The following is a 24,517-nucleotide window of genomic DNA, read 5'->3' on the forward strand; positions in this document are numbered from 1 at the left end:
CGCGGGCTCAGCGGCGCAGGCGGGGCACCGCCTCCAGGAGGGTGCGGGTGTAGTCCTGGCCGGGCGAGCCGACGACGTCCTCGGTGGGGCCGTGCTCGACGAGCCGGCCCCGGTGCATGACGGCGACCTCGTCGCACACGTACCGGACCACGGCCAGGTTGTGCGAGATGAAGAGGATCGGCAGGCCGAGCCGGTCGCGCAGCGAGCGGACCAGGTTGAGCACCGCGCCCTGCACGGAGACGTCCAGGGCGCTGGTGATCTCGTCGGCCACCAGCAGGTCGGGCTCGGCGCCGAGGGCGCGGGCGATGGCGACGCGCTGCCGCTGGCCGCCCGACAGCTCGCGCGGGTAGCGGCCGGCCGCCTCGGCGGGCAGCGACACCAGGCCGAGCAGCCGTTCCACCTCGGCGGCCCTGGCCTGCCTGGGCATCCGCAGCAGCGCCTCGGCGACCGACTCGCCCACGCGCATGCGCGGGTCGAGTGAGGCGTACGGGTCCTGGAAGACCATCTGGACGCGGGAGGCGCCGGTGACGCTGCCGGTGTGCGGGACGAGCCCGCACACGGCCTTGGCCAGCGACGACTTGCCGCTGCCCGACTCGCCGACGAGGCCGACAATGCGGCCGGGCGGCACCTCCAGGGTGACGGAGTCGACCGCGGTGAACGCGCCGAAGCGCACGGTCAGGCCGTCGATGTGCATGTGACCTCCCAGCAGGCGACCCGGTGGGCGGGGCCGTGCTCGACGAGCGGGGGGCGCCCGGTCGCGCACGCGCCGGTGGCGAGCGGGCAGCGGGGGGCGAACGCGCACCCGTCGCCGACCTCGGCGGGGGCGGGCTGGCGGCCGGGGATGCTGGCCAGGGGCAGCGACCGGTCGGTGTCCATGTCGGGCAGCGAGGCGATGAGCGCCCGCGTGTAGGGGTGGGCGCCCTCGGTGAGCCGGTCGGCGGGCAGTTCCTCGACGACGCGGCCGGCGTACATGACGACGACGCGGTCGCACAGCTCGCCGACGACGGCGATGTCGTGGGAGATGAACAGCACGGCCGAGCCGGTCTCCTCGGTGACCTCGCGCAGCAGCCGCAGGATCTGCCGCTGCACGGTGACGTCGAGCGCGGTCGTGGGCTCGTCGGCGATGATCAGGCGGGGCGTGCCCATGAGGCCCATGGCGATGACGGCGCGCTGGCGCATGCCGCCGGACAGCTCGTGCGGGTGCCTGCGGGCCTGGCGTCCGGGCTCGGGCAGGTGCACGTGGCCGAGCCGGTCGACGGCGCGGGCGCGGGCCTCGGCGCGGGTGGCGCCCTGGTGGACGACGGCGACCTCGGCGAGCTGGCCGCCGACCTTGAGCGCGGGGTTGAGCGAGGCCATCGGGTCCTGGAAGACCATGGCGAGCGAGGTGCCGAGCTCCTTGCGGCTGAGGCCGGCGACGTCGCGGCCGTCCAGCCGCAGCCGGGCGTGGCCGACGACGCCGGGGTAGGGGACGAGGCCGCCGATGGCGGCGGCGGTGAGCGACTTGCCGCTGCCGGACTCGCCGACCAGGCCGACGATCTCGCCGGGGGCGGCGCTCAGCGACACGCCGCGCACGGGCGTGACGCCGCCGGGGAAGGTGACGGTCAGGTCCCGCACGTCGAGCACGGCGCCCGGCTCGGGCTCGCCGGGGTCGGCGCTCTCGGGCGCCACGGCCTTCGTCCGGGGCGCGGAGGTGCGCGCGGCGCCTCTGGCCAGGGCGTCGCCGAGCAGGTTGAAGCCGATGCCGGCCAGCGCGACGGCCAGGGCGGGCCCGAGCGCGACCTCCGGCGTGACGTAGATGCGGCCGAACCCGTCGAACAGCAGCCGTCCCCAGTCGAACGAGGGCGGCTGCACGCCCAGGCCGAGGAACGACATGCCGGCCAGGCCGAGCAGCGCGCCGCCGAGCGCCTGGGTGAGGTGGAGGATGAGCGGTTCGGCGATGTTGGGCAGCACGTGCCTGGCCAGGATGCGGCGGCGCGGCACGCCGAGCATGCGGGCGGCCGAGACGTAGTCGGCCCCGGCGACGGAGGCGGCGAGCGTCTGGGTGAGGCGGGCGAAGCCGGGCGCGATGGCGGCGCCGATGCCGAGGACCGCGCCGCGCGCGCCGAGCCCGGCGACGACCGCGGTGAACATGGCCAGCAGCAGCCCGGGGAAGGCGACGAGCGCGTTGACGGCGCCGGTGACCAGGCGGGCGGGGCGGGCGGGCAGCACCGACGGCAGCGCGCCGAGCACGATCCCGGCGGTGGCGCCGATGAGGGCGGCGGCCAGCGCGAGCAGCAGCGAGTAGCGGCCGGCGACGAGCACCCGGGCGAGCAGGTCGCGGCCGAGGTTGTCGGTGCCGAGCGGGTGGGCGGCCGAGGAGCCCTGGAGGATGGCGCCGGCGTCGATGTGCTCGGCGGCCTCCCCCCAGATGGGCGGCCCGATGACGGCCAGCACCACCATGGCGGCGACCAGGACGGCGCCCGCGACGGCCGCGGGGGTGCGGAACATCACGACTCCTTGATCGAAGAGGTCGGGTCGAGGACGCCGAGCGCCAGGTCGACGAGGAGGTTGACGAGCAGCACGATCGCGCCGTAGACGAGGATGACGCCCTGGGCGACCGGGTAGTCCTTCTGCGTGATCGACTCGACGATCTTCATGCCGAGGCCGGGCCAGGCGAAGACGTACTCGACGAGCACGCTGCCGGCGATGAGCGCGCTCAGCATCAGGCCGCCGAGCGTGAGGGTGGCGGTGAGCGTGTTGGGCAGCACGTGCCGCAGGTGCAGCCGGGCGGCCGGCAGCCGTTTGGCCCGGGCCAGGCGGACGTAGTCGGTGCCGAGCGCGCGCAGCGTCTCGACCCTGGCGATGCGCGCGATCGTGGCGGTGGGGCCGATGGCCAGCGCGAGCACGGGCAGCACGTACGAGACGGCGCCCTCCTTCCCGGCGGGCGGCAGCACGCCGAGGCCGATGGCGAAGACGGTGACGAGGGCGATCGCGTACAGGAACTCGGGGACGGCGACGGCGGTGCCGGTCACCGAGCCGAACGCGGCCTCGGTGCCGCGGTTGCGGCCGTTCTCGGTGCGGACGGCCGCCCACATGCCGAGCGGCACCGCGGCCAGCAGCGCGACCGCGGTGGCGATCAGCGCCAGGCCCACCGTGTTCGGCAGGCGGGTGGCGATCACCTCGGCGACGGGCTCGCCGGTGAGGAACGAGGTGCCGAGGTCGCCGGAGAACAGCCCGGCGACGTAGGCGGCGAACTGGGCGGGCAGCGGCTGGTCGAGGCCGAGCGCGGCCCGGCGGGCCTCGATCAGCTCGACCGGGGCGGCCGGGCCGAGCGAGGCCCGCACGGGGTCGCCGGGGATCAGGTGGATCATCGCGAACGCGGCCACGACGAGCACCGCGAGCGACACGGCGAACCGGACGAGCCTCCTCAGCACAAGGCGTGACACTCAGGTCCCCGTGACGCGGATCGACGTGGGCACCAGCGCCCCGGCATCGAAGGCGAACGTGGCGCCCTTGGTGGCGACGAGCAGCGTGTTCTCCACGACGGGCACGAGGTCGACGTTGTCGAACAGCGCGGACTCCGCCTCCAGCCACGACTTGCAGCCCTCGGCGCCGGGCACCGGCATGGCCTTGGCGACGAGCTCCTCGTAGCGGTCGTTGGACAGGTGCGCGAAGTTGGCGCCCTTGGGCGCGGCGGGGCCGGACAGGAACCCGATGAGCTGGGAGGGCAGGGTGACGGTGATCGGCAGCCAGACCACGTCCCAGTCCTGGGTGGCGTTGAGCGACTCCGACAGCTTGGTGTCCAGGACGCCGTTGAGCTTGACGTCGACGCCGATCTTCTTCCAGGCGGCGGCCATGTACTCGACGGCGGCCTGCACGCCGGGCCCGCGGGTGGTCGCGTACAGGACGCGCAGGCTCAGCTTGTCGCCGTCCTTGGCGCGGGTGCCGTCGGGGCCGGCCTTCCAGCCTGCGGCGTCGAGCGCGGCGGCGGCCGCGGCGGCGTCGAAGGCGGGCAGGTGGCCGGTGACGCTGTCGCCGGGGCAGGGGCGCGGGTCGATGACGAGCCCGGTGACGGGCCTGCCGGTGCCGCTGGAGGCGATGCCGGCCAGCTCCTGGAGGTTGAGCGCCTGGGTGAGGGCCTTGCGCACGGCCACGTCCTCGGTGGGCCGGCCGTCGCCCTGATGGAAGAGGAACTGGCCGTTGCCGCCGGGCGGCGTGAGCTTGCCGAGGCCGGGCGTGGACTCCATGCGGGCGCGGTCGGGGCCGAAGAAGGTGGCGCCGTTGATGCTGCCGGCGACGAGCAGGTTGGCGGCGGTCTGCTCGTTCGGCACGACCTTGAGGACGACCTTGTCGGGCAGGTCCTTGCCGGTGGCACCGCCGGGCCCCCAGGCGTACTCGCGGCGCGGCTCGAAGGTGTAGTGGTCGCCGGGCGCGGCCTCGGTGAGCACGAACGGGCCGGAGCCGGAGGTGCCGCGGGCCAGCACGGACCGGTCCTCGACGCCCTTGCCGCAGACGATGAACAGGTTGCGGGTGGTCTCCAGGATGAACCCGTACGGCTCGGGCATGGACAGCGTGACGGTGCCCGCGGCGTCGTCGGCCTCGGCCTTCATCCCGGTGGGCAGCAGGACGCCGTAGACGGGCGACTTGGTGGCGGGGTCGGCGATGTGGTTGACGTTCGCGGCGACCTGGGCCGGGGTGAGCTTGGAGCCGTCGGAGCAGGTGACGTCCTTGCGCAGGGTGAAGGTGACGGAGTCGGGCTTCACCTCCCACTTCTCGGCCAGCCCGGGGATGATCTCCCCCTTCTCGCCGACGTTGACGAGCGTGTCGTAGGCGAAGACGAGCAACGAGTTCGTGGCCGACAGCACGGCGGTGGCGGGGTCGAGCACCCCGGGGTCGGCGGGGATGGCGAAGGTGAAGGTGCCGCCGCCCCCGGCGGGCGTGGTCTCGGGGGCGCCGCCGCAGGCGGTGGCGAACAGGGCCAGTGCGGCGGCCACTGCTGCTTTTCTCATGGTGACTCCGGGAGTCTGGGGGTGATGCCTCACCCTGTCCGCTCACCGGCGCGCGTTCTTCGTTCCCTGCGACGAAATGTACGGGCGGCGTCGTGCTAGGGGCCGAAGATCCGCATCTGCAGCATGACGGTGAGCCGGGCGTCGGGGTCGGTCAGGTCGAGGCCGCTGATCTCGACGAGCCGCTTGAGCCGGTAGCGGAAGGTGTTGGTGTGCACGTGCACCCGGGCGGAGGCGGCGTTGACGTCGCCGAAGGCGTCGAGGTAGGCGCGCAGGGTGGCGACGAGCTCGCTGCCGTGCTCGCGGTCGTGGGCGAGCAGCCGCTGGTAGGGGCCGGTGGGGGTCTGCTCCTCGGCGTTGACCACGTCGGCGACCTGGAGGAGCAGCGACTCGAAGTGGACGTCGGCGTAGCCGGCGGCCTCGCCGGAGGCGCCGCGCGAGCGCAGCACGCGCAGCGCCCGGTCGGCGTCGGCGCGGGACCTGGCCACCTGGGCGAGCGTGCCGGCCAGCCGGCCGACGCCGACGTTGGCGGGGTGGCGGGGGCCGACCCTGGCCAGGAAGCTGCGCGCGATGCGGACGGCGCGGGCCTCCTCCTCGCCGCCGGGGTTGAGCGGCAGGACGGCGTAGGCGACGGAGCCGACGAGCGCGGCGGCGGCCTTGGGGTGGATGGTGGCCACGTGCAGGGCGAGCGCGTCGCAGAAGCGCTGCCGGTCGCTCTCGCCGCGTGCCGGGTCGCCCTCGGGCTCGCCGGTGAGCTGGGCGGCCAGCACGCACAGTCGCTGGGTGGCGACGCCGAGCCGGCCCGCGGCCTCGGCGGCGTCGGCGCCGCCGGCGAGCACGGTGGACAGCAGGTCGGCGCGCAGGCGGCGCTGGGTGTCGGCGCCGGCCCGCTCGCGCAGCAGCCGCAGCGCGACGATCTTGGCGGCGTCGGCGAGCGCCCGCTGGCGCTGCTCGGTCAGCGGCTCGTGCACGGCCGCCCAGATCGAGCCGAGGATCTCGTCCCCGGACCGGACGGCGACGGCGGCCCGGTTGATGCTGTCGCCGGGCAGCTCCATGTAGATGGGGTCGCGGCTCTGGTAGAGCTGCTTGATCAGGCCGCGCTCGTCGAGCATGCGCTGGTAGCGCTCGGGCACCTGGCGGCCGAGCACGGTCTCGACGCGGCCGGGGTCGGCCTCGTCCTGGCGGCCGGAGTAGGCCAGCACCCGCGAGGAGCGGTCCTCGATCGTGACGGGCGCGTCGAGGAGCGCGCACACGGCGTTGGCCAGCGAGAACAGGTCGCCCTGCGCCTCCTCCCCCGCCTCGGCCAGGTCGCCCTCGGCCAGCAGCGAGCGCAGCAGCGCGGCGACCTGCGCCCAGGAGGCGGCCCGGGTGAGCCCGAGGACGGCGACCCCGGTCTCGGCGACCGCCGCCCGGACGCCGTCGTCCACGTCGACGGGCAGCTTGACCACCACGCCGGCCGCGGCCGGCACGGACTCCAGCAGCGCGCGGATGCCGGCCGCGCCGTGGATGCCGACGGCCAGCACGATCCCGCCCGGCGGCACGTGCGGCTCGTCGAGCGGGTCGTGGATGTGCACGCCGGTGACCTCGGCGTCGAGGTCACCGGGCGCGGCGGCGACGTCGAGCACGGTGCTGCCGAGGTCGTCCAGGATCCGCCGCAGGCTGGCACGTGGGCGGGTGGTCATCCACACACCATAGGCGGCGTTCGTCATCGCCTGCGCAACCGGTCCACCGCGTGGCGGGCGGCGCGGCCGATGGCGGCGTCGGCCTCCGGGTCGCGGCCGCCGAGACGGGTGGTGCGCAGGAAGACGGCGACGGCGTAGCGGCCCCCGTCGGGGTACTCCACGACGCCCGCCTCGTTGCGGATGCCCCACAGGGTGCCCGTCTTGCCGGAGACGCGCACCTCGTCGCCGAACCCGGCGGCCAGGCGGTGCGACCAGATCTGGTTGCCCATGATCGTGCGCACCTCGGCGCACGCCTCGGGCGGACCGGCCTCGTCCCGCCAGATGGCCGCCAGCAGCGCGGTCGTCTCGCGGGGCGTGCTGGACGTGGTGCGCTCCGGGTCGCGCACCGCCAGCGGCTCGATCCGCTCGCGCGGCATGCCGTCGGTGTCGATCGTGCCCAGCTCGGCCACCACCTGGGCGAACAGCTCGGCGCAGCCGCCGATCAGCCGGGTCCGGCGCAGGCCGAGACCGGCGAGCGTGGCGTGCACGCGGTCCAGGCCGACCCGGCGCAGCAGCACGTCGGTGGCGGCGTTGTCGCTCATCGTCAGCATGAAGTGGGCCAGGTCGCGCAGCGTGAGCGAGACGTCGTCGGCGCAGCCGGAGGTGCCGATGCCGCCGTCCTTGTCGGCGGCGGTGACGGTCAGCCGCTCGGTGCGCGACAGCTCGCCCGCCGCGGCCTGGCGGGCGTACTCCAGCGCCACCGCGATCTTGAACACGGAGGCGAGGACCACCGGCTCGTCCGGGTCGAGGCCGAACTCGGCGTCGCCGTCGATGTCGCGGGCGTGCACGAAACCGCGCGCGCCCGCGAGCATCTCCCGCACCGCTCAGCTCACCTTGGGGGTCGCCCTGGCCCCCAGGTGCACGTACGGGGATCCGTCGGGGAGTTCGTAGAACACCGCGGACATCCAGTCGGGGTCGCCGTCGCGGCGGCCGACGAACGTGGTCGCGTCGACGGGGACCAGGCCGAGCTCGACCGGCTCCTGCAGCTCGGCGAGCGGGCCGGTGGCCTCGATGCGCAGCTGGAGGCCGCCCTCCCGCTCGCTGATCGTCATCCGGGCGCCGGCGCGCTCGTAGACGCCCGCGTAGCGGGACGCGTCGACCTCGACCGGCGTCGCGGGCGGGCCGAGCGTCGGCGGCACGGTGATGCCGTCGAGCTCGGCGAACAGCTCGGTGGCGACGGCGTGGGTGAACGCGCCGCTGTGGCCGCCGTTCGCCACGACCGCGACGACCGTGCCGGTGCTGGGCACCACCCACAGCATCGCGTGCTGGCCGATGGTGTTGCCGCCGTGCGAGATGACGCGGTGGCCGTCCCACTCGTCCAGGATCCAGCCGATGCCCCACTGCTTGCCGAGCGTGTGCGGGTTGGGGATGTCGATCTGCGGCTCCCACATGGCCTGCGGGTCGTCCAGCAGGCCGCCCTCCAGGTGGGCGCGGCCGAAGGCGACGACGTCGGCGGGGCGGGCGCAGATGAGCCCGGCCGGTCCGGCGGAGCGCATCAGCCCCCACACCGGGGCGACCTTGCCGCCCTCGACGTGGCCGATGGCGGCCCGGTGGCGCAGCACGTCCTCGGGGAGCGTGCAGGTGTGGGTGAGGCCGAGCGGCTCGATGATCCGCTCGCGCAGCACGGCGTCCCACACCTTGCCGTCGAGCTTCTCCAGGATGCGCCCGGCGACGGTGAACCCGGAGTTGCAGTAGGACTGGGTGACGCCGAGCGGGTGGTTCTGCACCAGGTCGGCGCAGGCCTCGACATAGCGTTCCACGCAGTCGTCGCCCCGGCCGGTGTCGAGGAACAGGTCGCCGTCGATGCCGCTGGTGTGCGACAGCAGGTGGCGGATCGTGACCGTCTTGGTCACCTCGGCGTCGGCGACGCGGAACTCGGGCAGCACCTCGGCGACGGGCGTGTCGAGGGTGAAGGTGCCCGCCTCGACGTGCTGCATGAGCATCGTCGCGGTCCACACCTTGGTGACCGAGCCGATCTGGAAGAGCGAGTCGGGGGTCGCCTCCACGCCGGTGTCCGCGTTGAGCACGCCGGCGGCGAACTCGTGGACCTGGCCGTCGTGCAGGTAGGCGAGGGCCGCGCCGGGCACCTCGTACTGGGTGATCAGCTCGGCGAACCGGTGACCCATTGCTCCAGCCACGCGATGATCCTCTCGTTGTAGTCCAGGCGGTGTGAGGGGCGTCCGTTGAGAATGAACAGGTGGGAGGCGTTCGGGTAGCGCACCATGCGTACGGGGACGTTCCGCTCGCGCAGCGCGCCGAACCACTGCTCGGCCTGGCTCACCGGGCATCGGTCGTCGGCGTCTCCGTGGAGGATCAGGGTGGGGGCCGTCACGTCGCTCACGTGGGTGAACGGGGACTGGGCGACGACATCACCTCCACATTCAAAGGTTTTCAGGAAATATCCCATATCGGAGGTTCCTGCCATGCTGACCAGATCGGTCACGGCTCCGCCGGGGATGGCGGCCCTGAACCTGCCGGTGCGCGCCGACAGCCAGCACGTCATGTAGCCGCCGTAGCTGTAGCCGGTAACGGCCTGCCGCTCCGGGTCGGCGATCCCGTCGGCGATCAGGTCGTCGAGCGGGCCGAGGAAGTCCTGCTCGTCGGCCAGCCCCCAGGCCCCGGCCGCCGCCGTGTAGAACGCCTCGCCGTACCCGTCGCTGGCGCGCGGGTTCATGGTGAGGACCGTCCAGCCGTTCGCGGCGAGCACCTGGTGGTAGAGGTGCGCGCCGTCGAAGACGGGCGCCCACGCGTTGTGCGGCCCGCCGTGCACGTCGAGCAGCACCGGGCCCGGCCCGTCCCGCGTCTGGTCCCGCAGCACGAAGCCCTCGACCGGCGTCCCGTCGGCCGCGGTGAACGTGCGCCGCACCGGCTCGAACAGCTCCACCCCGTCCAGGGCGTACGCGGTGAGCGGCCTGCCGGGCAGCGCCTGGCACGGCTCGTCCGTCGGGAGGCCGGCCAGGTACACGTCCCCGGCGCTGCGCGGCGTCGACGCCACGTACGCCATCACGCCCCCGGCGACGCTCGCGCCCGACACCACCGCGTCGCCGCCCGCGACCTTCACGGCGGCTCCCCCGCCCGCCGGCAGCGCGTACAGGTGGGTGCAGCCCGCGTCGCGGGCCGCGAACAGCAGGCGGTCGCCCGCGAGCTGCGGCGCCGCGCCCGGGTAGCCGGGGGCGCCCACCATGACGTTGCGGTCGAGCCCGGTCTCCAGCTCCTCGGCCCCGCCCTCGCCGACCGTGTACAGCCGCGTGTGGGCGACCGGCCCGCGCATCCCCGCCACGACCAGCCGCTCGCCGAGCCACCACACGCCCACGGCGATCATCTCGGGCCCGGTGAGCCGCTTGGGCTCGCCGCCGGCCGCCTCGACCGTGTAGACGGAGCTCGACAGGTCGAGGTCGCCGTCGGGCTCCATCCCGGCGGTGAACGCGAGCCGCTCCCCGTCCGGCGACCACGCCGGCTGGCCCGCGTGGAAGCCGCCCTCCGTCAGCCGCACCGGCTCGCCGCCGGCCTGCCCCGCTGCCACGACGAACACGTGCGTGGTGACCCCGCGCAGCAGCCCGGCGCCGTCGGCCTTGTAGTCCAGCCGGTCGGCCACCACCGGGGCGTGCGGGTCGGCCTCGCCGTGCGGGCCGGCGTACGCGATCCTCGTGCCGTCGGGCGACCACACCGGCGCGCCCGCGCCCAGCGGCGCGGACGTCAGCGCGACCGGCTCGCCGCCGTCCATCGGCAGCAGGCAGATCTGCGGCGGCCCGCCGTCGGCGCGCAGGTACGCCAGCGTGCGCCCGTCCGGCGACCAGCGCGGGCACGAGCCCTCGGCCAGCCGCCGGGGCTCCGCGCCGGGCGCGGCGAGCCAGATCTCGGCACGGTTCTCGTCCGGCTCGCGCCGGGAGGTGGTCAGGGTGTACGCGACCGCGGAGCCGTCGGGCCGCGTCTGGGGATCGGACGGTACGGCGATGCGGAACAGGTCGTCCAGCGTGAGGCGGGGCATGAGGCGAACGCTAGGCCAGCGCCGCCCCGCGTTCTTCGGTCTGCACGACGAAGGCGAGCTCCGACCTTGTACGGCCGGCCAAAGGGAATATCCCGTTGCCCGGGAACGCTCACTCCCTCACTATGGTCACCATGATCCGGCACGCCCTCCTGACGACGCCCCGCACCGCGGGCGCGTCCGGGCTTGCCTGCGACGGCCTGGAGCGCTGACCTCTTCCCGTATGTCCCGAGTGTGACCCGGCGGGGGGAGGTAGCGGCCCGTACGGGTCACCACGGATTCCAGGCGTCAAGAAGGAAGGATCATGGCGAAGCAGGCTTACGCCCGCACCAAGCCGCACCTCAACATCGGCACGATGGGCCACGTCGACCACGGCAAGACCACGCTGACGGCGGCGATCACCAAGGTGCTCGCCGAGCGGGGCCAGGCGACGTACACGCCGTTCGAGCGGATCGACCGGACCCCGGAGGAGCACTCCCGGGGCATCACGATCAACATCTCGCACGTCGAGTACGAGACCGCGACCCGGCACTACGCGCACGTGGACATGCCCGGGCACGCCGACTACGTGAAGAACATGATCACGGGGGCGGCGCAGCTCGACGGCGCCATCCTCGTCGTGTCCGCGCGTGACGGCATCATGCCGCAGACCAGGGAGCACGTGCTGCTCGCCCGGCGCGTCGGCGTCGAGCACCTGGTCGTCGCGGTCAACAAGGCCGACGGCGCCGACCCGGAGCTCACCGACCTCGTCGAGCTGGAGCTGCAGGACCTGCTCGGCGAGCACGGCTACCGCGGCACCCCGATGGTGCGGGTGTCCGGGCTGCGCGCGCTGGAGGGCGACCCGTACTGGACGGCGTCCGTCGAGGCGCTGCTCCAGGCCGTCGACGACCACGTGCCCGTCCCGGTGCGTTACGTGGACGCGCCGTTCCTCATGCCGGTGGAGAACGTCCTGACCATCACCGGCCGGGGCACGGTCGTCACCGGCGCCATCGAGCGCGGCGCCGTGCGCGTCGGCGACACCGTCGAGGCCGTCGGGCTCGGCGGCGAGCTGACGGCCGTGGTGACCGGCGTCGAGACGTTCGGGCGGACGATGGAGCGGGGCGAGGCGGGCGACAACGCCGCCGTGCTGCTGCGCGGCGTCCGGCGCGAGCAGGTGCGGCGCGGCATGGTGCTGGCGGCCCCCGGCCACCAGCGGGCGCACCGCACGTTCACCGCCCGCGTCCACCTGCTCACGGCGGACGAGGGCGGGCGGCGCACGGCCGTCGCGCCGGGCTACCGGCCGCAGTTCTACCTGCGCACGACCGACGTGCCGGGCGAGCTGCTGCTGCCCGGGCCCGTCCGGCCGGGCGACACGGTGGACGTCAGGGTCGAGCTCGGCAAGCCGGTCGCGCTCGACCCGGGGCTCGGCTTCGCCATCCGCGAGGGCGGCCTCACGGTCGGCGCCGGCACCGTCCTCACGGTGGACGACTGACCCTCCCGCCGCCACCACGGGACGCCCCCAGCGAGGACCGCCCGGCACCGGGCCGGGCGGTCGTTGCCGGGGGCCGGTCGGGTCAGATCGGGGCGAAAGTGAAGGTGAAGGTGGTGGGGGCGGGCCTGAGTTCGTAGCGGGGCAGGGTGCCGGGGCCGCAGGCGGCGGTGCCGATGCCGTGCTGGGCCGCGTCCAGGTGGACGTGCACCCGGTCACCCGGCACGAGGTCGGGCAGGTGGGTGGCGCGGTCCAGGTCGGCGGTGCTCCAGCGGCGGGCGGTCAGCCCGAACACGGGGTCGCCCGTCACCCGCAGGCCCGCCGCCGGCCCGGTGAGCTCGGCCCAGCGCACGTCCGCGCGCTGCCCGTTCTCCTGCGGGTAGACGTACGGGGTCTGGAGCTCGTCGACGGTGGCGCTCCAGCGGCCGACCCGGGTGGCCATCCCGGTGTCCGGGTACGCCTCGCCGGGCCCCCGGCCGAACCAGGTGACGCGGTCGAAGGCCGCCGGCAGGGTCAGGGCCACGCCGAGCCTGGGCAGCGGCTCGGTCCAGTCGCCGTCGGGCTCGACGTCCACGGTGAGGCCGAGGACGTCGCCGCCGGCGCTCCACCGGTAGGTGACGCGCAGGCCGACGTCGGTGGCGGCGGGCGCGACGCGGGTGCGCACGACCAGGCCGTCGCCGGTCTCGACGGCGTCGACCCGGTGGGTGAGCCGGTGCAGCCCGAGCCGCCGCCAGCGCCCTTCGGTGTCGCTGTAGCGGTCGTTGTCGATCGGCGCCCGCCACAGCTCCAGTCGCGGCCCCTCGACGTCGATCCCGAACAGGCGGGTGAGCCGCCCGCCGACCGGGTCGAACACGCCGCCGCCGAGCACGAGCTCACCGCCCGGCGCGGCGGTCACGGACCCCGGGGCGGAGATCGCGGCCGGCGCGGGCCGGGCTCCGCCGTCGTGGTAGGGGGCTCCGCCCGTGCCCAGGCGGACCTGGCCGAACGCCACCTCGTGGCCCGCCGGCGCCCACGCCTCGTCGCGGGCCAGCACGGCGCGCACGGTCAGCCACCGCTCACCGTCACCCTCGGGCAGGTCGGGCAGCTTCACCTCGCCCCCGCCCGCGGGCACCTCCAGGGCGAACGCGGCGACCTCCTCCCCGTCGATCTCCAGCAGGGCGGAGAAGGCCAGCCCGGTCAGGTCGCGGAACCCGTACAGGCAGGTGATCGACACGGCCCCGGCCGAGAAGGCGAACCGGACGGGCTCGTACACCTTCTTGAGGTCCAGCAGCCCGGGTGACGGCGTCCGGTCGGGGAACAGCAGGCCGTCGATGACGAAGTTGCCGTCATGGACCGGCTCGCCGTAGTCGCCGCCGTAGGCGTGGCCGAGAACCGGGTGGGTGAGCCCGTGGTCGATCCACTCCCAGACGAACCCGCCGGCCAGCCTCGGGTAGCGTTCGAACAGCTCCTGGTATTCGGCCAGGCCGCCGGGCCCGTTGCCCATCGCGTGCGCGTACTCGCACTGCAGGAACGGCATCGCGCGCCGCCGGGCGTCGAGCGCCGGGTCGTCCAGCGGCTCCTCCACGCCCCGCCCGATGGCCTCGACCTCGGCGTGGGAGGCGTACATGCGGGAGTAGACGTCCACGTCCGGGCAGGACAGGTCGCCCTCGTAGTGGATGGGCCTGGACGGGTCGCGCTCGCGGGTCCAGGCGGCCATGACGGCGAGGTTGCGGCCGGTGCCCGCCTCGTTGCCGAGCGACCACATGACGACACTGGGGTGGTTCTTGTCGCGTTCCACCGTGCGGCGCATGCGGTCGAGCAGGGCTTCTTCCCAGCGCGGGTCGTCGATGGGGTTGGCGCGCCAGCCGACCTGGCCGAAGCCGTGGGTCTCCAGGTCGCACTCGTCGATCACCCACAGCCCGAGCTCGTCGCACAGGTCGAGGAAGTCGGGGTGGGGCGGGTAGTGGCTGGTGCGGACGGCGTTGACGTTGTGCCGCTTCATCAGCAGCACGTCCTCGCGCATGGTCTCGTACGGGACGGCGCGGCCGTGGTCGGGGTGGAACTCGTGCCGGTTGACGCCCTTGAACAGCAGCGGCCGCCCGTTGGCCAGCAGCACGCCGTCGACGATGGAGATCGTCCGGAAGCCGATGCGCAGCCGCACGGTCTCGTCGTCGAGCCGCACCTCGGCGTCGTACAGGCGGGGCGTCTCGGCGGTCCACGGCTCGACGTCGAGCGTGACGGGGGTGCCGGGGGCCAGGCCGGTGACGCCGAGCTCGGCGACGGTGAGCAGGCCGGGCCCGTCGAAGCTGAGCGTGCCGCGCCCGTCGTCGTAGGAGGCGTGCACGAACACGTCGGCGGCCGAGCGGGTAAGCGTCACGTCGCGGAAGATGCCGGGCAGCCACCACATGTCCTGGTCCTCCAGGTAGCTGGCGGCCGACCACTGGTGGACCCGGACGGCGAGCACGTTGCGCCCGGGCCGCAGCCAGGGCCCGGCGTCGAACTCGGCGGGCAGGCGGCTGCCGGTGGTAAAGCCGAGCTCGTGCCCGTTGAGCCACACCTTGGCGTACGACTCGACGCCGTCGAACCGCAGCCGCCCGCCGGTCCAGCCCTCGGGCAGGTCGAAGACGCGGCGGTAGTCGCCGGTGGGGTTCTCCGACGGCACGTGCGGCGGATCGATCGGGAACGGATAGGACACGTTGGTGTAGGCGGGCGCGCCGTGGCCGTGCAGCGGCCAGTGCGACGGCACGGGCAGCTCGTCCCAGCCGGAGTCGTCGTAGCCGGGGGCGACGAAGTCGTCGGCGACGCGGGCGTGCGGCGAGAGCCGGAAGCGCCAGGGGCCGTTGAGGTCGAGGGAGGGTGCGTCGGAGCGGAGAGCCGCCCTGGGAGCCAGGCGGCCGGAACCGGGGGTGAATGTCTCGATGTCCATCGCCGCCGAGCCTAGAGGCTGGCGGTGCTTTCGTCAGCGGCGAGGTAGCCGGCCAGCATGCTCTCCGCGACGGCGCCCACGCTGGCGTCGTCCGGCAGGAACCCGGGCGTGTGCAGGCCGGTCTCGGTGTCGACGCCGACGAACATCATCAGCGACGGCACCAGCGCCCCGTACTGGGCGAAGTCGTCCGCGCCGCACGAGCGCAGCTCGGCGGTGACCGTACGGCCCTGCGCGCGCAGCAGCTCGCCGGTCCGCACGGCCAGGGAGGCGTCGTTGACCAGGACGGGCTCGCCGGGCAGGACCGTCACCTCGGCTTCGCAGCCGTGCGCCCTGGCCACGTCGGCGGCCATCTGGGCGAAGCGCTCGTGCAGGGTCTCGCGCCAGGGCTGCGACAGCGACCGGAGCGTGCCCCGGGCGACGGCCTCGCCGGGGATGGCGTTGGGCGCGGTGCCGGCGTGCACGGTGCCGAAGGTGACCACGGTCGGCGTCATCGGGTCGGCGGCCCGGCTGACGAGCTGCTGGGCGGCCACGATGACCTGCGCCATCGCCACGACGGGGTCGCGGGCCAGGTGCGGGTAGGCGGCGTGCCCCTCCTTGCCCCTGACCGTCACCCGGAACTCGTCGGAGGAGGCGTTGACCGCGCCGGGCGTGCAGGCGATGACGCCGTCGTCCAGCACCGGCTGCACGTGCGCGCCGATCATGGCGGTGATCCGGTGGCGGCCGAGCGCCCCGGAGCGGACGATGTCGGCGGCCCCGGACGGGTAGCTCTCCTCGCGCGGCTGGAGCACGACGACGAGCGGCGTGACGCCGCCGTCGCGGGGGCCGAGCACGTCCGTCACCCGGTCGACGGCGCGGGCGAGCGCGACCACGGCGGCCAGGTGCACGTCGTGGCCGCAGGCGTGCATGGCGCCGTTGACCGACGCCCACGGCACGCCGGTCCGCTCGACGATCGGCAGCCCGTCCAGCTCGCCGCGCACGCCGACGGCCGGTCCGGCGCCGCCCACGCGCAGCAGCGCGCCGGTGCCCGCGACGTGCTCCACCTGGCCGCCGGGCAGCGCGTCGAGCACCCGTTTGAGCGTCGGGCCCTCCTTGCCGGACAGCCGGGGCTCGGCATGCAGCTCGCGCCGCAGCTCCACGGCCGTGTGCAGCTCGCGCCGGAGCACCTCGCGCAGCAGGACGTCGCGGCGGCTGGTCACGGCGCCCCCAGGCCGTAGACGCGGCGGGCGTTGTCCGCGCCCACCATCGCCGCCACCCGCGCCGCCTGCGCCGCCGACCACTCCCCCTCGGCGACGAAGCCGCCCAGCACCCGGGCCATCGCCCGGCGCCACAGCTCGGCGCCGAGGAAGTGCAGCTCGGCCGGCCCCCACGCGTCGGAGGAGAACAGCAGCTTGGCGAACGGCGCCACCTCCAGGCTCTCGGCCACCAGCGCGGCGCAGGCGGCGCCGCTGTAGTGCAGGCCCAGGCCGACGTCGAAGTAGACGTTCGGGTACGCGTGCGCGAGGTAGCCGGCCTGGCGGTGGTACGGGTAGCAGTGCAGGAGCAGCAGCGGCACCCCGGACGGCTCGGCCCGCTCGATCAGCCCGCGCAGCAGCAGCGGGTCGGAACGCCGCAGGTCCAGATCGGGGTCGCCGAGCCCGGTGTGGATCTGCAACGGCAGGCCGCGCTCGATCCCGGCCCAGACGGCGTGGCGCAGCAGCACCGGGTCGTCCAGCCGGGCGCCGCCCCCGGCCAGCCAGCGGCCGGCCGCCTCGGTCACCTCGGCGGCCGCCGGCGGCTCGGGGTCGGCGTCGAGGCCGTGCCGGTAGGCCAGGACGGTCTTGACCGCCCGGGCGGTGCGGGTGCGCTCGGCCAGCGTCTCGGCGAAGCGCCCTGCGTAACCGGCGGCGTCGACGCCGGTGGCCGCGACCTGTTCGGCGACGGCCTCCAGCCGGACCACCTCGTCCACCGGGGCGCCGGTGGCCTCGGCCATGCCGGACGGGCCGAGGATCTCGCCGGGCCGGTAGCCGGTCTCCACCAGGTAGTGGCCGACGCCGGAGGCGCCGAGCAGGCGGCGGTTGACCTCGTCCGCGCCGAGCCGGGCGCGCCTGGCCAGGTACGCCTCGGGCGCGGTGTGCGGATCCAGCCCGAGCAGCGGCGCGCAGTGGCGCAGGATCGCGTGACCGAGCTGGGAGTCGAACTGCGTCATCCAGGAGGGCACGGGCCGGTCGGACTCGGTGATGAGCTCCTCGAACGCGGTGCGCGACAGGTCGTGCCCGGTGGCGCCGTGCACGTGGTGGTCGACCAGCGGCAGGTCGCGCAGCGCGGTGATCAGGTCGGTCACTGGGAGGGTCCTACCCGGTTGTCGGACTTCGGCATCCTCCCCCCGTTCCCGCGAGATCGCCTCCCGAACGCCCCGCCCGGGAAGGGGCGGGGCGTTCGGGGGCGATCAGGCCGCGGCCTTGGCGGTCAGGGCCGCGGCCTTGGCGGTCAGAGCCGCGGCCTTGGCGGTCAGGCGGCGGCCTTGGCGGTCAGGGCGACGCCTGCCTGCCGGGTGACGCCGTTGACCGTCACGGCGACCGTGACGTTCCCGGGCCGCAGCGCGGTGAGCGTGCCCGCCTCGGGGTCGAGGACGGCCACGTGCCACGGCTTGGCCGTCTGCCGGGGCCCGACGTGCAGGTTCGGCGAGCCCGACCAGCGCGCCGACACCGGGTAGGCGGCCGGGACCGCGCGCTCGTCCTGCTTGACCGTCGCCGACACCGGGGCCGGCGCGCCGACCGCGACGGTGGCCGGAGCGCTCAGCGTGAGCTCGTCGACGTGCGGCCTGACCTGGGCGCCGATCCACGTGGGCGCGTCGGCGAACCAGTTGCGCCTGACGTGCTCGGCCTCCTTGCCCGTCACCGGGTCGACGCCCCACAGGGACCAGCCGGTGAAGCCGCCGTCGCCGGGCGCGGTGGCCGGGTTCTTGCCGGAGTTGCCGTTGATGAAGTACGGCACCGCGTCCACGCGGGAGGCGTGGAAGGTCCCGACGTGCGCACCGATGAACGCGGCGCCCTTGCCGGTGTCACGCTGGAAGCCGGCCAGCCAGCCTTCGACCAGCGCGGCCTCCTTGCGGTCGCCGAGCTGGCTGCCCTTGCCGGGCGTCGGGTCGCGCGGCGGCACGTGGAACAGCACCGCCACCGAGCCGACCGAGGAGTCGCGGGCGGCCTCGTCGAGCTCCGAGCGCAGCAGCGCGACCTGCTCGAAGCCACCGCCGCGCAGGTTGAGGCGGGAGGTGTCGAGCGTGATGAACCGGGTGCCCTTGTGGTCGAAGGTCCGGTACGTGTCGCCGAAGACGGCCCGGAAGTTGTCGATCTTGCCGCCCATCACCTCATGGTTGCCCGGGATGTAGTGATATTTCAGCTCACCGCCGAGTTCCTCATCGAGGATGCGCTTGGCCAGCGCGAAGTCCTCCGGCGACGCCTCGTCCACCAGGTCACCGTTGATCACCAGGAAGTCGGGCTTGGCCGCCTTGATCTCGCGCAGCGTGCGCCGGGCGTTGCGGACGATGTCGCTGTCCGGATCACGCGCGACGAACTGGGCGTCCGACATGACCGCGAACCGCCACGGCATGTCGCCGACCTCCGGCCGCACCACCGGATCGGCCACGGCCGGGACCTCGGGCGCCTCGACCGACGGCGGCACCTTCGCCACCAGCCCGTCGATCAGGATCTCGTTGGTGTACGAGGCCGCGGCCTTGGTCTCGGCCACGTAGAAGCGCCGCAGCTTGAGCGGGTAGTTGACGCCCGGCGGCACCGCGAACTCGACGAACCTCCAGCCCGTCCACGTCAGGTACGGGCCGCGCAGGATCTGCGACTGCCCGGCCGCGTCGTAGAACTCCAGGCTGGGCCACTCGCCCTTGCCGGTGGAGTGGATCCACAGGCCGAACGCCTGCGGCTGGCCGTTCACCACGATCTGCTCGGGCGGGCTGGCGTACGCGGCGCGGGTGGCGGTGGACTGGGTGAAGTCGTAGGCGAGCTTGAGCCCGCCGCCGCTCTGGCCGGGCGCGGCCGACAGCGAGCCGGTGGCGCGCGCGGTGGCGAACTTCCACGAGGCGGCGTTCTCGAAGTCGGCCACCGACTGGTCCTCGAAGCCGACCGTCACCGGCACCGCGGTGCTGATCTTGCCGACCTTGGCGGTGATGAGCCCCGACCCGGTGGGCCGCTTGGCCTTGACCGTGAAGTAGCCCTGCTCGGCCGCGGTGACCTCGAACAGGCCGCGGTCGTAGTCGAGCGTGAGGTCGGCCGGCTCGATGGGCGCGCTGTTGCCGTTGCGGTCGTAGCCGACGACGCCGAACGCGGCGGTGCCGTCCTGGCCGGGCAGGCCGACCCGGTCGGCGGTGGCGCCGAGCCGCCGCAGCGGCTGCAGCACGGTCAGCTCCAGGGTGCCCTTGGCCTTGCCGCGCGAGGCGGTGACCTTCGCCTGGCCGGGCACCAGGGCGTGGAACCTGCCGTCGCGTACGACGCCGTGCACGGCCGGGGTGGAGCGCCACAGGGGCGTGCCGGACGCGGGCCCGTACGTCTCGTCGTAGCCGGCGGCGGTCAGCCGCCGGGTGAGCCCGGGGAAGACGCGGTCGGGGCGGCCACCGGCGACGGGGGCCGCGCCGGGCGCCCTGGCCGGGTCGGTGGCGGTCTCCAGCCAGAAGCCCTTGAGCTTGCCGCTGCCCTCGGGCGCATAGAGGGCCAGGCCGTTGGGCACGTGGCGCTCGCCGCCGTCGGAGGGGCTGTTCTCCACCTGGACGTCGGCCTGGCCGGGCTCGCGGGCGAGCAGCGTGGAGGAGCCGCCGCCGTCGAGGTTGAGCGCGTCGGCGGCGCCGAGGTCGGCCATCATGGCGGCCAGCTCGTCCAGCGTGACGCCGCGGCTGTCGGCCTGGCGGCCGTCCACCGTGAGCAGGTACATCTTCCTGCCGTCGGCGGAGAAGCCGACCGCGGTGCGCGGGTGGGCCGACTGGTCGGACGAGTGCTGCACGGCGCCGTCCTTGACCAGGACGTAGTTGCCGCCGACCGCGGACTCGACGGCGCCGCCGTCGGAGGCCTTCGGCTGGTAGCGCACGTCGACCCGGTCGCCCGGCTTGAGCGCGGCCAGGGCGCTCGCGCCGGCGTCGCGGCCGAGCAGGATCGTGGTGCCGGCCGTGACGGGGCCGCTGCCGGCCTCCTGCCGCACCGCCGCGACCACGCCGTCCTTGAGCTCGACCTCGGTGACCGAGGCGGCGCCCTCGACGGCGCGGGCCCGGGTGTAGGAGCCCCACAGCGGGGTGAACAGGCCGACGCCGTTGTTCTGCACGATCTGGTTGAACTGGGTGAGCGTGACCGGCGCGCCGCCCTCGGGGGTGGCGGTGCCCTCGAAGTACATCTTGAGCACCCGGCCGACGCCGTCGGCGCTGACGGCGACCGCGTTCTCGTGGCCGGCGCGCGGCGACTGGACGAGCTCGCCGTTCTGGACGCCGATGCCCTGGGCGGCGCCGGAGTTGTTGATGTCGAAGAAGTCGCCGTTGACGGCGGCGACGGCGCGCGAGCGCTTGGCCGGTCCGGACAGCGGCTCGGTCTTGGACACCTCGCCGGAGTACACGTACCCGGCCTTCGCGCCGCCGCCGAGGTCGGCGGTGAGCGCGTCGGCGCGCAGCCAGCCGAGCGCGTCGTAGGTGTCGAAGGAGGTCAGGGTGATGCCGGGCGCGACGGGCCGGGTCTTCTTGTCCGTCTCCAGCCTGCCGCCCGGGGCGTCCGAGGTGGCGATCAGCGTGGAGGGCGGCGGATAGGACGACGCGGTGAGCGCGTCCTCTGCGGGGGGTGTGGGCTCGGCGTGAGCGGGGGACGCCGCGGTTAACACCAGAGCCGCGGCGGCCAGATAACGGAGGGTCTGCACGACCGAACTCAATCGCCCATGGATATAACTTTCAAGACTTGGGGGTGAACTAAAAGAAAATTTCAGATCTTGCCGGCGACGACCCGCTCATCGGGCGCCCCGTCACCGGCTCCGGCCTCCTGCGGGGCGGACCTGATGCCCGCGTAGAGCACCAGCGGCACCGCCGTGGCCACCGCCATCGACAGCACGGCCGTGCCCGAGTCGTTGACCAGCATGCCGACGACCCCGCTGACCAGGGCGCCGATGAGCCCCGCCCGCAGCATCGGGGTGCGCGCGAACGCCCTCGGCACGATGCCCGCGCTGATCTTCTCCGGCCGCAGGATCGCGAAGACCAGGAACGCCAGCCCGGCGATGACGATCGGCATGAGGTTGGGCGAGAGCATGGTGTTGAGCATGGCGCCGAGCTTGCGCATGATCATCGGCCAGAACGTGCCGTCGATCACCTGTCCGACGAACCTGCCCAGGTGCGTCTGCGCGGCCGGGGGCCGCAGGTGGTCGAGCACCGCGATGATCGACACGGCCACGCCGCCCAGCACGCAGAACGCGCCGAGCTTCACCACCGACACCTTCCGGCCCGCCACGAGCAGCGCGGTCACCGCGATGCCCGGCACGAACGCGATCACGCCGCCGAAGTCGCTGCCCACGCCCGGCCAGCCCGCCAGCAGCATCGCGACCACGCCGAGCCCGGCCACCACCCACACCGCGGCCCGCCTGTGCCCGCGCCGCACCAGCCGGTCGGCGGCCATCGCCGTGGTCATCAGCACACCCGTCGCCAGCAGCGCGAACGGGATGTTGGCCAGCCCGTAGTAGCGCCCGCCGACCACGGCGGTGTAGCCCATGAGGCTGTTGAACTGCAGGTAGGTGCCGGTCAGCAGGTCGGCGACGAGCACCAGGCCGGTGAACGTCGCCACCACCGCCGGCGGCCCCAGCGGGTCGCGCCGCCACGGCCCGCCCACCGCCAGCCCCACGATCGCCAGGTCGATCGCCACGACCGCGCAGACCAGCGGGACGATCGGGTACGTGCCCTGCACCCAGGGCACCAGGTTGACCAGGTACGTCGAGACGGGGACCGCCGCCAGGCCGAGCGCCACCGGGCCGATCGCCCCCGGCCGCCTGCGCCGCGACAGCACGAAGTAGGCGATCGCATAGAAGAACACCGTGATCGTGGCGAAGACGGTGAAGAACACGCCGGTCGCGCTCCGTACGGTGGTGGCCTTGAGATCGGCCTCCCGCAGCCGCTCCACGCCCGCGTCCCGCCCGGCGACGTCGCCGGGGGTCCAGGCGATGCCGATGACCGTGGGCGGCACCGGGATGCCGGCGGCGGTCAGCACCGTCGTCGTGATGTCGGTGAGGATCACGATGTCCTCGCGCCGGGTGGAGCTGGTGCCGAGGATCGCCCCGCGCGCCTGGTCGTGCTTCCACATGGCCACGCGCAGGTGCGGCACCGAGCCGTGGTCGCCGTTGCCGGCCAGCACCACCTGGGTCCCGGCGGGCAGCTTGGCCAGCGCCGCGCCGACCTCCGCGTCCGCCGCCCGCACCGCCGCGCGCCGCGCCTCCGGCGTGATCGCCTCCGGCTCCCTCGACAGCTTGCCGTCGGCGCCGAGATAGGGCCTGATCAGCTCGTCCACGTCCACGGCGACGACCTTGCAGCGCGACCAGTCGGCCAGCGAGGCCGGGTCGGGCGCGTACACGTCGACGCGGCCCTCACGGTCGCCCAGCGCCAGCGCCGCGCCCCGGCCGACCGCCGTCGTGCACTCCCCCGCCGCCTGCACGGCCGCGCCGAGCGTGCCCACGTAGCCGCCGTCACGCTTGGCCAGGATGCCGGCGAACCCCGGCACCACCGCGCCCTCACCCCGCCGCTCCGGCTCCGGCGGCAGGCCGCAGCGCTGCCCGAACGCCGACCGCACGCCCGCCGAGACGGTCAGCCAGCCGTCGTACGGGCACGCCACGGTGCCCAGGGTCTTGACCGACACCGAGCCGAGATCGCTCTGCCCGGCCAGCCGCCACAGGTTCGGGGCCGACTCGGGGGTGACGTCGTCCCAGTGCAGGCCCGGCACCCCGATGAAGGCCACCCGGCCGGGAGCGGCGTCGTCGGTCGCCGCCACGGCGGGCGCCGCCCACCACAACGTCGAAGCGACCAGCAGGAAAAGCGCCCACCTCACCGTTGGCCCCCATGCGGAGAAGGAAGGGAGTGCGGCGGGGCCGCCCCGCGCCACTCATGTCATGGAACGCAGGCAACCTAGCACGGGAGCAGCCGCGGAGGTGATCCTTTTCACGCCCCGGGACTGGGTGCGGCACAGGCTCCCGGGGCGCGGCTCACAGGAAGGCGGCCACGACGATCCCGGCGACGATCAGGGCCGCCGCGGTGAGCACGGCGGCCCGGGCGATCGTCACGGCGAGGCGTCCGGGGTGAGGCCCGCCCGCTCCTCCAGGCGCTCCAGCCGCCGGATCACGGGCTGCAACTGGTCCCGCATCACGGCGGCCAGCATCTGCGCCGGGTCCTGCGTTCCGCTGGCGGGCGCACCCGCCACGGGGGCGCCTGCCGCAGGCCCGCCTGCCGTGGGGGCCTGCTGGGCCTGGGCGCGCAGGTGGACGTAGCCCGCCAGCGCGGCGACCACCGCCCGGCGGGTCAGCCTCGGCTCCGCGCCCAGGCCGCGCAGCACCTGCCCGGCCGTCCCGTCGGGCTCGTTCACCAGGCCGAGCAGGAGGTGCTCGCAGCCGATGTAGTTGTGCCCGAGCGAGGCGGCCTCGTTCACGGCGAACTCCAGCGCGTTGGCCGCCGCCCCACTGAACCGCCCCCCACCCTGCTCCCCAGAGGAAGCCACCCCGGAGGCAGCGCCTTCCGGGGCGGCGCCTTCCGGGGCGGCGCCTTCGGGAGACGGCGCATCGGCGGACCGGGAGGCCGCACCCCCGGCGGCCGGCCCCTCGGAGGCCCGGGGACCGGCCCCCTCGGCGGCCGACCCGCCGGAGGCGAGCGCGCCGGCGCCCTCGGGGTCCGTCCCGCCGGGCCGTCGGTCGGCGCCCTCCGAGGCCGAAGCCGTAGGGAGTCCGTGGGCGCCCCCCGTGGTCGGGGCGGCGGCCCTGGCGGCGCCCTCCGGGGGCGGAACCCCCGGGAGGCGGGAGGCGCCTTCCGTGGTTGGGGCGGCCGGGAGGTGGGGGCGGGCGTGGGCGGGGTCGATGTCCATGGCGCGCAGGACGTGCAGGGCGAGGTTGGTGCCCTCGTCGAGCATGGCGGCGAGCAGGTGCTCGGTGCCCACGGCGGGGGCGCGGCCGGCGGCGGCGAGGTCGGCGGCGCGTTTGAGGACCGTGCGGGTGCGGGCCGTGAGGTGGCTGAGCGCCCCGGACGGCCGGTCCGGGTCGAGGTCCGCGGGGACGCTGGCGCGGATCGCCGTCACCCGGCGCACCGCCTGCTCCAGCGCCCGCTGGCAGATGGCCGACACGGGCACCCCCGCCTCCTTGACGGCCTCCGCGAGCTCGTCGGGCAGATAAACGTTGATCTTCGGCACGCGGCCTCCTCCTTCGACTATGCCCCCACTATAACCCCACACGGGTTATATGCTCCCCGAGCTCGAGAAG

General features: G+C 74.5%; 15 protein-coding genes. 1 reads left to right on the forward strand and 14 read right to left on the reverse strand.

Annotation, left to right across the window (positions count from 1 at the left end):
* Positions 1-7 precede the first annotated feature (7 nt).
* From AB0G11_RS24405 to AB0G11_RS24440, 8 genes are all read right to left on the reverse strand, one after another.
* Positions 8-694 (reverse strand): ATP-binding cassette domain-containing protein, encoded by a 687-nt coding sequence (locus AB0G11_RS24405; protein WP_357588398.1) that lies wholly within the window; start codon positions 692-694, stop codon positions 8-10.
* The gene (locus tag AB0G11_RS24410) at positions 676-2,487 is read right to left on the reverse strand and encodes a dipeptide/oligopeptide/nickel ABC transporter permease/ATP-binding protein (RefSeq protein WP_357588400.1); all 1,812 of its coding nucleotides are present in this window, start codon (positions 2,485-2,487) and stop codon (positions 676-678) included. Before AB0G11_RS24410 ends, AB0G11_RS24405 begins: the two co-directional genes overlap by 19 nt.
* Entirely contained in the window at positions 2,487-3,425 is a 939-nt protein-coding gene (locus AB0G11_RS24415; RefSeq protein WP_219517728.1) for an ABC transporter permease, read from the reverse strand. Before AB0G11_RS24415 ends, AB0G11_RS24410 begins: the two co-directional genes overlap by 1 nt.
* Complete coding sequence (locus AB0G11_RS24420) at positions 3,426-4,988, reverse strand: ABC transporter substrate-binding protein (protein ID WP_357588402.1); 1,563 nt, start codon at positions 4,986-4,988, stop codon at positions 3,426-3,428. It lies immediately after the preceding gene.
* Between the two features lie 95 nt (positions 4,989-5,083).
* Positions 5,084-6,667, reverse strand: coding sequence for a helix-turn-helix domain-containing protein (locus AB0G11_RS24425; RefSeq protein ID WP_246646769.1), 1,584 nt, complete (start codon positions 6,665-6,667; stop codon positions 5,084-5,086).
* Positions 6,668-6,690: 23 nt separating this feature from the next.
* Complete coding sequence (locus AB0G11_RS24430; RefSeq protein ID WP_357588526.1) at positions 6,691-7,518, reverse strand: serine hydrolase; 828 nt, start codon at positions 7,516-7,518, stop codon at positions 6,691-6,693.
* Positions 7,519-7,530: 12 nt separating this feature from the next.
* The gene (locus AB0G11_RS24435) at positions 7,531-8,844 is read right to left on the reverse strand and encodes a serine hydrolase (RefSeq protein WP_357588404.1); all 1,314 of its coding nucleotides are present in this window, start codon (positions 8,842-8,844) and stop codon (positions 7,531-7,533) included.
* On the reverse strand, positions 8,808-10,694 hold the full coding sequence (locus AB0G11_RS24440; protein WP_357588406.1) for a S9 family peptidase: 1,887 nt from the start codon (positions 10,692-10,694) through the stop codon (positions 8,808-8,810). Before AB0G11_RS24440 ends, AB0G11_RS24435 begins: the two co-directional genes overlap by 37 nt.
* Before the next feature lie 301 nt (positions 10,695-10,995).
* On the opposite strand from AB0G11_RS24440, the gene tuf reads away from it, so the two are divergent.
* Positions 10,996-12,162, forward strand: coding sequence for an elongation factor Tu (tuf, locus tag AB0G11_RS24445; protein WP_357588408.1), 1,167 nt, complete (start codon positions 10,996-10,998; stop codon positions 12,160-12,162).
* Positions 12,163-12,244: 82 nt separating this feature from the next.
* Here the strand turns inward: tuf and AB0G11_RS24450 are convergent, their stop codons facing one another.
* The 6 genes from AB0G11_RS24450 to AB0G11_RS24475 all read right to left on the reverse strand — a co-directional run bounded on the left by AB0G11_RS24450 (position 12,245) and on the right by AB0G11_RS24475 (position 24,447).
* On the reverse strand, positions 12,245-15,064 hold the full coding sequence (locus AB0G11_RS24450; protein ID WP_357588410.1) for a glycoside hydrolase family 2 TIM barrel-domain containing protein: 2,820 nt from the start codon (positions 15,062-15,064) through the stop codon (positions 12,245-12,247).
* 11 nt (positions 15,065-15,075) lie between these two features.
* Complete coding sequence (locus AB0G11_RS24455; protein WP_357588412.1) at positions 15,076-16,260, reverse strand: M20 family metallopeptidase; 1,185 nt, start codon at positions 16,258-16,260, stop codon at positions 15,076-15,078.
* Entirely contained in the window at positions 16,257-17,384 is a 1,128-nt protein-coding gene (locus AB0G11_RS24460; RefSeq protein ID WP_357588414.1) for an amidohydrolase family protein, read from the reverse strand. Before AB0G11_RS24460 ends, AB0G11_RS24455 begins: the two co-directional genes overlap by 4 nt.
* A 167-nt stretch (positions 17,385-17,551) precedes the next feature.
* Positions 17,552-20,941: a phosphodiester glycosidase family protein gene (locus tag AB0G11_RS24465; RefSeq protein ID WP_357588416.1), complete on the reverse strand. Its 3,390-nt coding sequence runs from the start codon at positions 20,939-20,941 to the stop codon at positions 17,552-17,554.
* 62 nt (positions 20,942-21,003) lie between these two features.
* Positions 21,004-23,103: a hypothetical protein gene (locus AB0G11_RS24470; protein ID WP_219518982.1), complete on the reverse strand. Its 2,100-nt coding sequence runs from the start codon at positions 23,101-23,103 to the stop codon at positions 21,004-21,006.
* 228 nt (positions 23,104-23,331) lie between these two features.
* The gene (locus AB0G11_RS24475; protein WP_357588418.1) at positions 23,332-24,447 is read right to left on the reverse strand and encodes a Clp protease N-terminal domain-containing protein; all 1,116 of its coding nucleotides are present in this window, start codon (positions 24,445-24,447) and stop codon (positions 23,332-23,334) included.
* Positions 24,448-24,517: the final 70 nt, after the last annotated feature.

It is taken from the genome of Nonomuraea sp. NPDC023979 (genome assembly GCF_040639085.1).
Lineage (GTDB): Bacteria > Actinomycetota > Actinomycetes > Streptosporangiales > Streptosporangiaceae > Nonomuraea > Nonomuraea ceibae.

What these genes read in the sequence shown, in the direction of transcription:
- AB0G11_RS24405 (WP_357588398.1), bottom strand. Translation starts at nt 694, where the DNA reads ATGCACATCGACGGCCTGACCGTGCGCTTCGGCGCGTTCACCGCGGTC.
- AB0G11_RS24410 (WP_357588400.1), bottom strand. Translation starts at nt 2,487, where the DNA reads ATGTTCCGCACCCCCGCGGCCGTCGCGGGCGCCGTCCTGGTCGCCGCC.
- AB0G11_RS24420 (WP_357588402.1), bottom strand. Translation starts at nt 4,988, where the DNA reads ATGAGAAAAGCAGCAGTGGCCGCCGCACTGGCCCTGTTCGCCACCGCC.
- AB0G11_RS24425 (WP_246646769.1), bottom strand. Translation starts at nt 6,667, where the DNA reads ATGACCACCCGCCCACGTGCCAGCCTGCGGCGGATCCTGGACGACCTC.
- AB0G11_RS24430 (WP_357588526.1), bottom strand. Translation starts at nt 7,518, where the DNA reads ATGCTCGCGGGCGCGCGCGGTTTCGTGCACGCCCGCGACATCGACGGC.
- AB0G11_RS24440 (WP_357588406.1), bottom strand. Translation starts at nt 10,694, where the DNA reads ATGCCCCGCCTCACGCTGGACGACCTGTTCCGCATCGCCGTACCGTCC.
- tuf (WP_357588408.1), top strand. Translation starts at nt 10,996, where the DNA reads ATGGCGAAGCAGGCTTACGCCCGCACCAAGCCGCACCTCAACATCGGC.
- AB0G11_RS24450 (WP_357588410.1), bottom strand. Translation starts at nt 15,064, where the DNA reads ATGGACATCGAGACATTCACCCCCGGTTCCGGCCGCCTGGCTCCCAGG.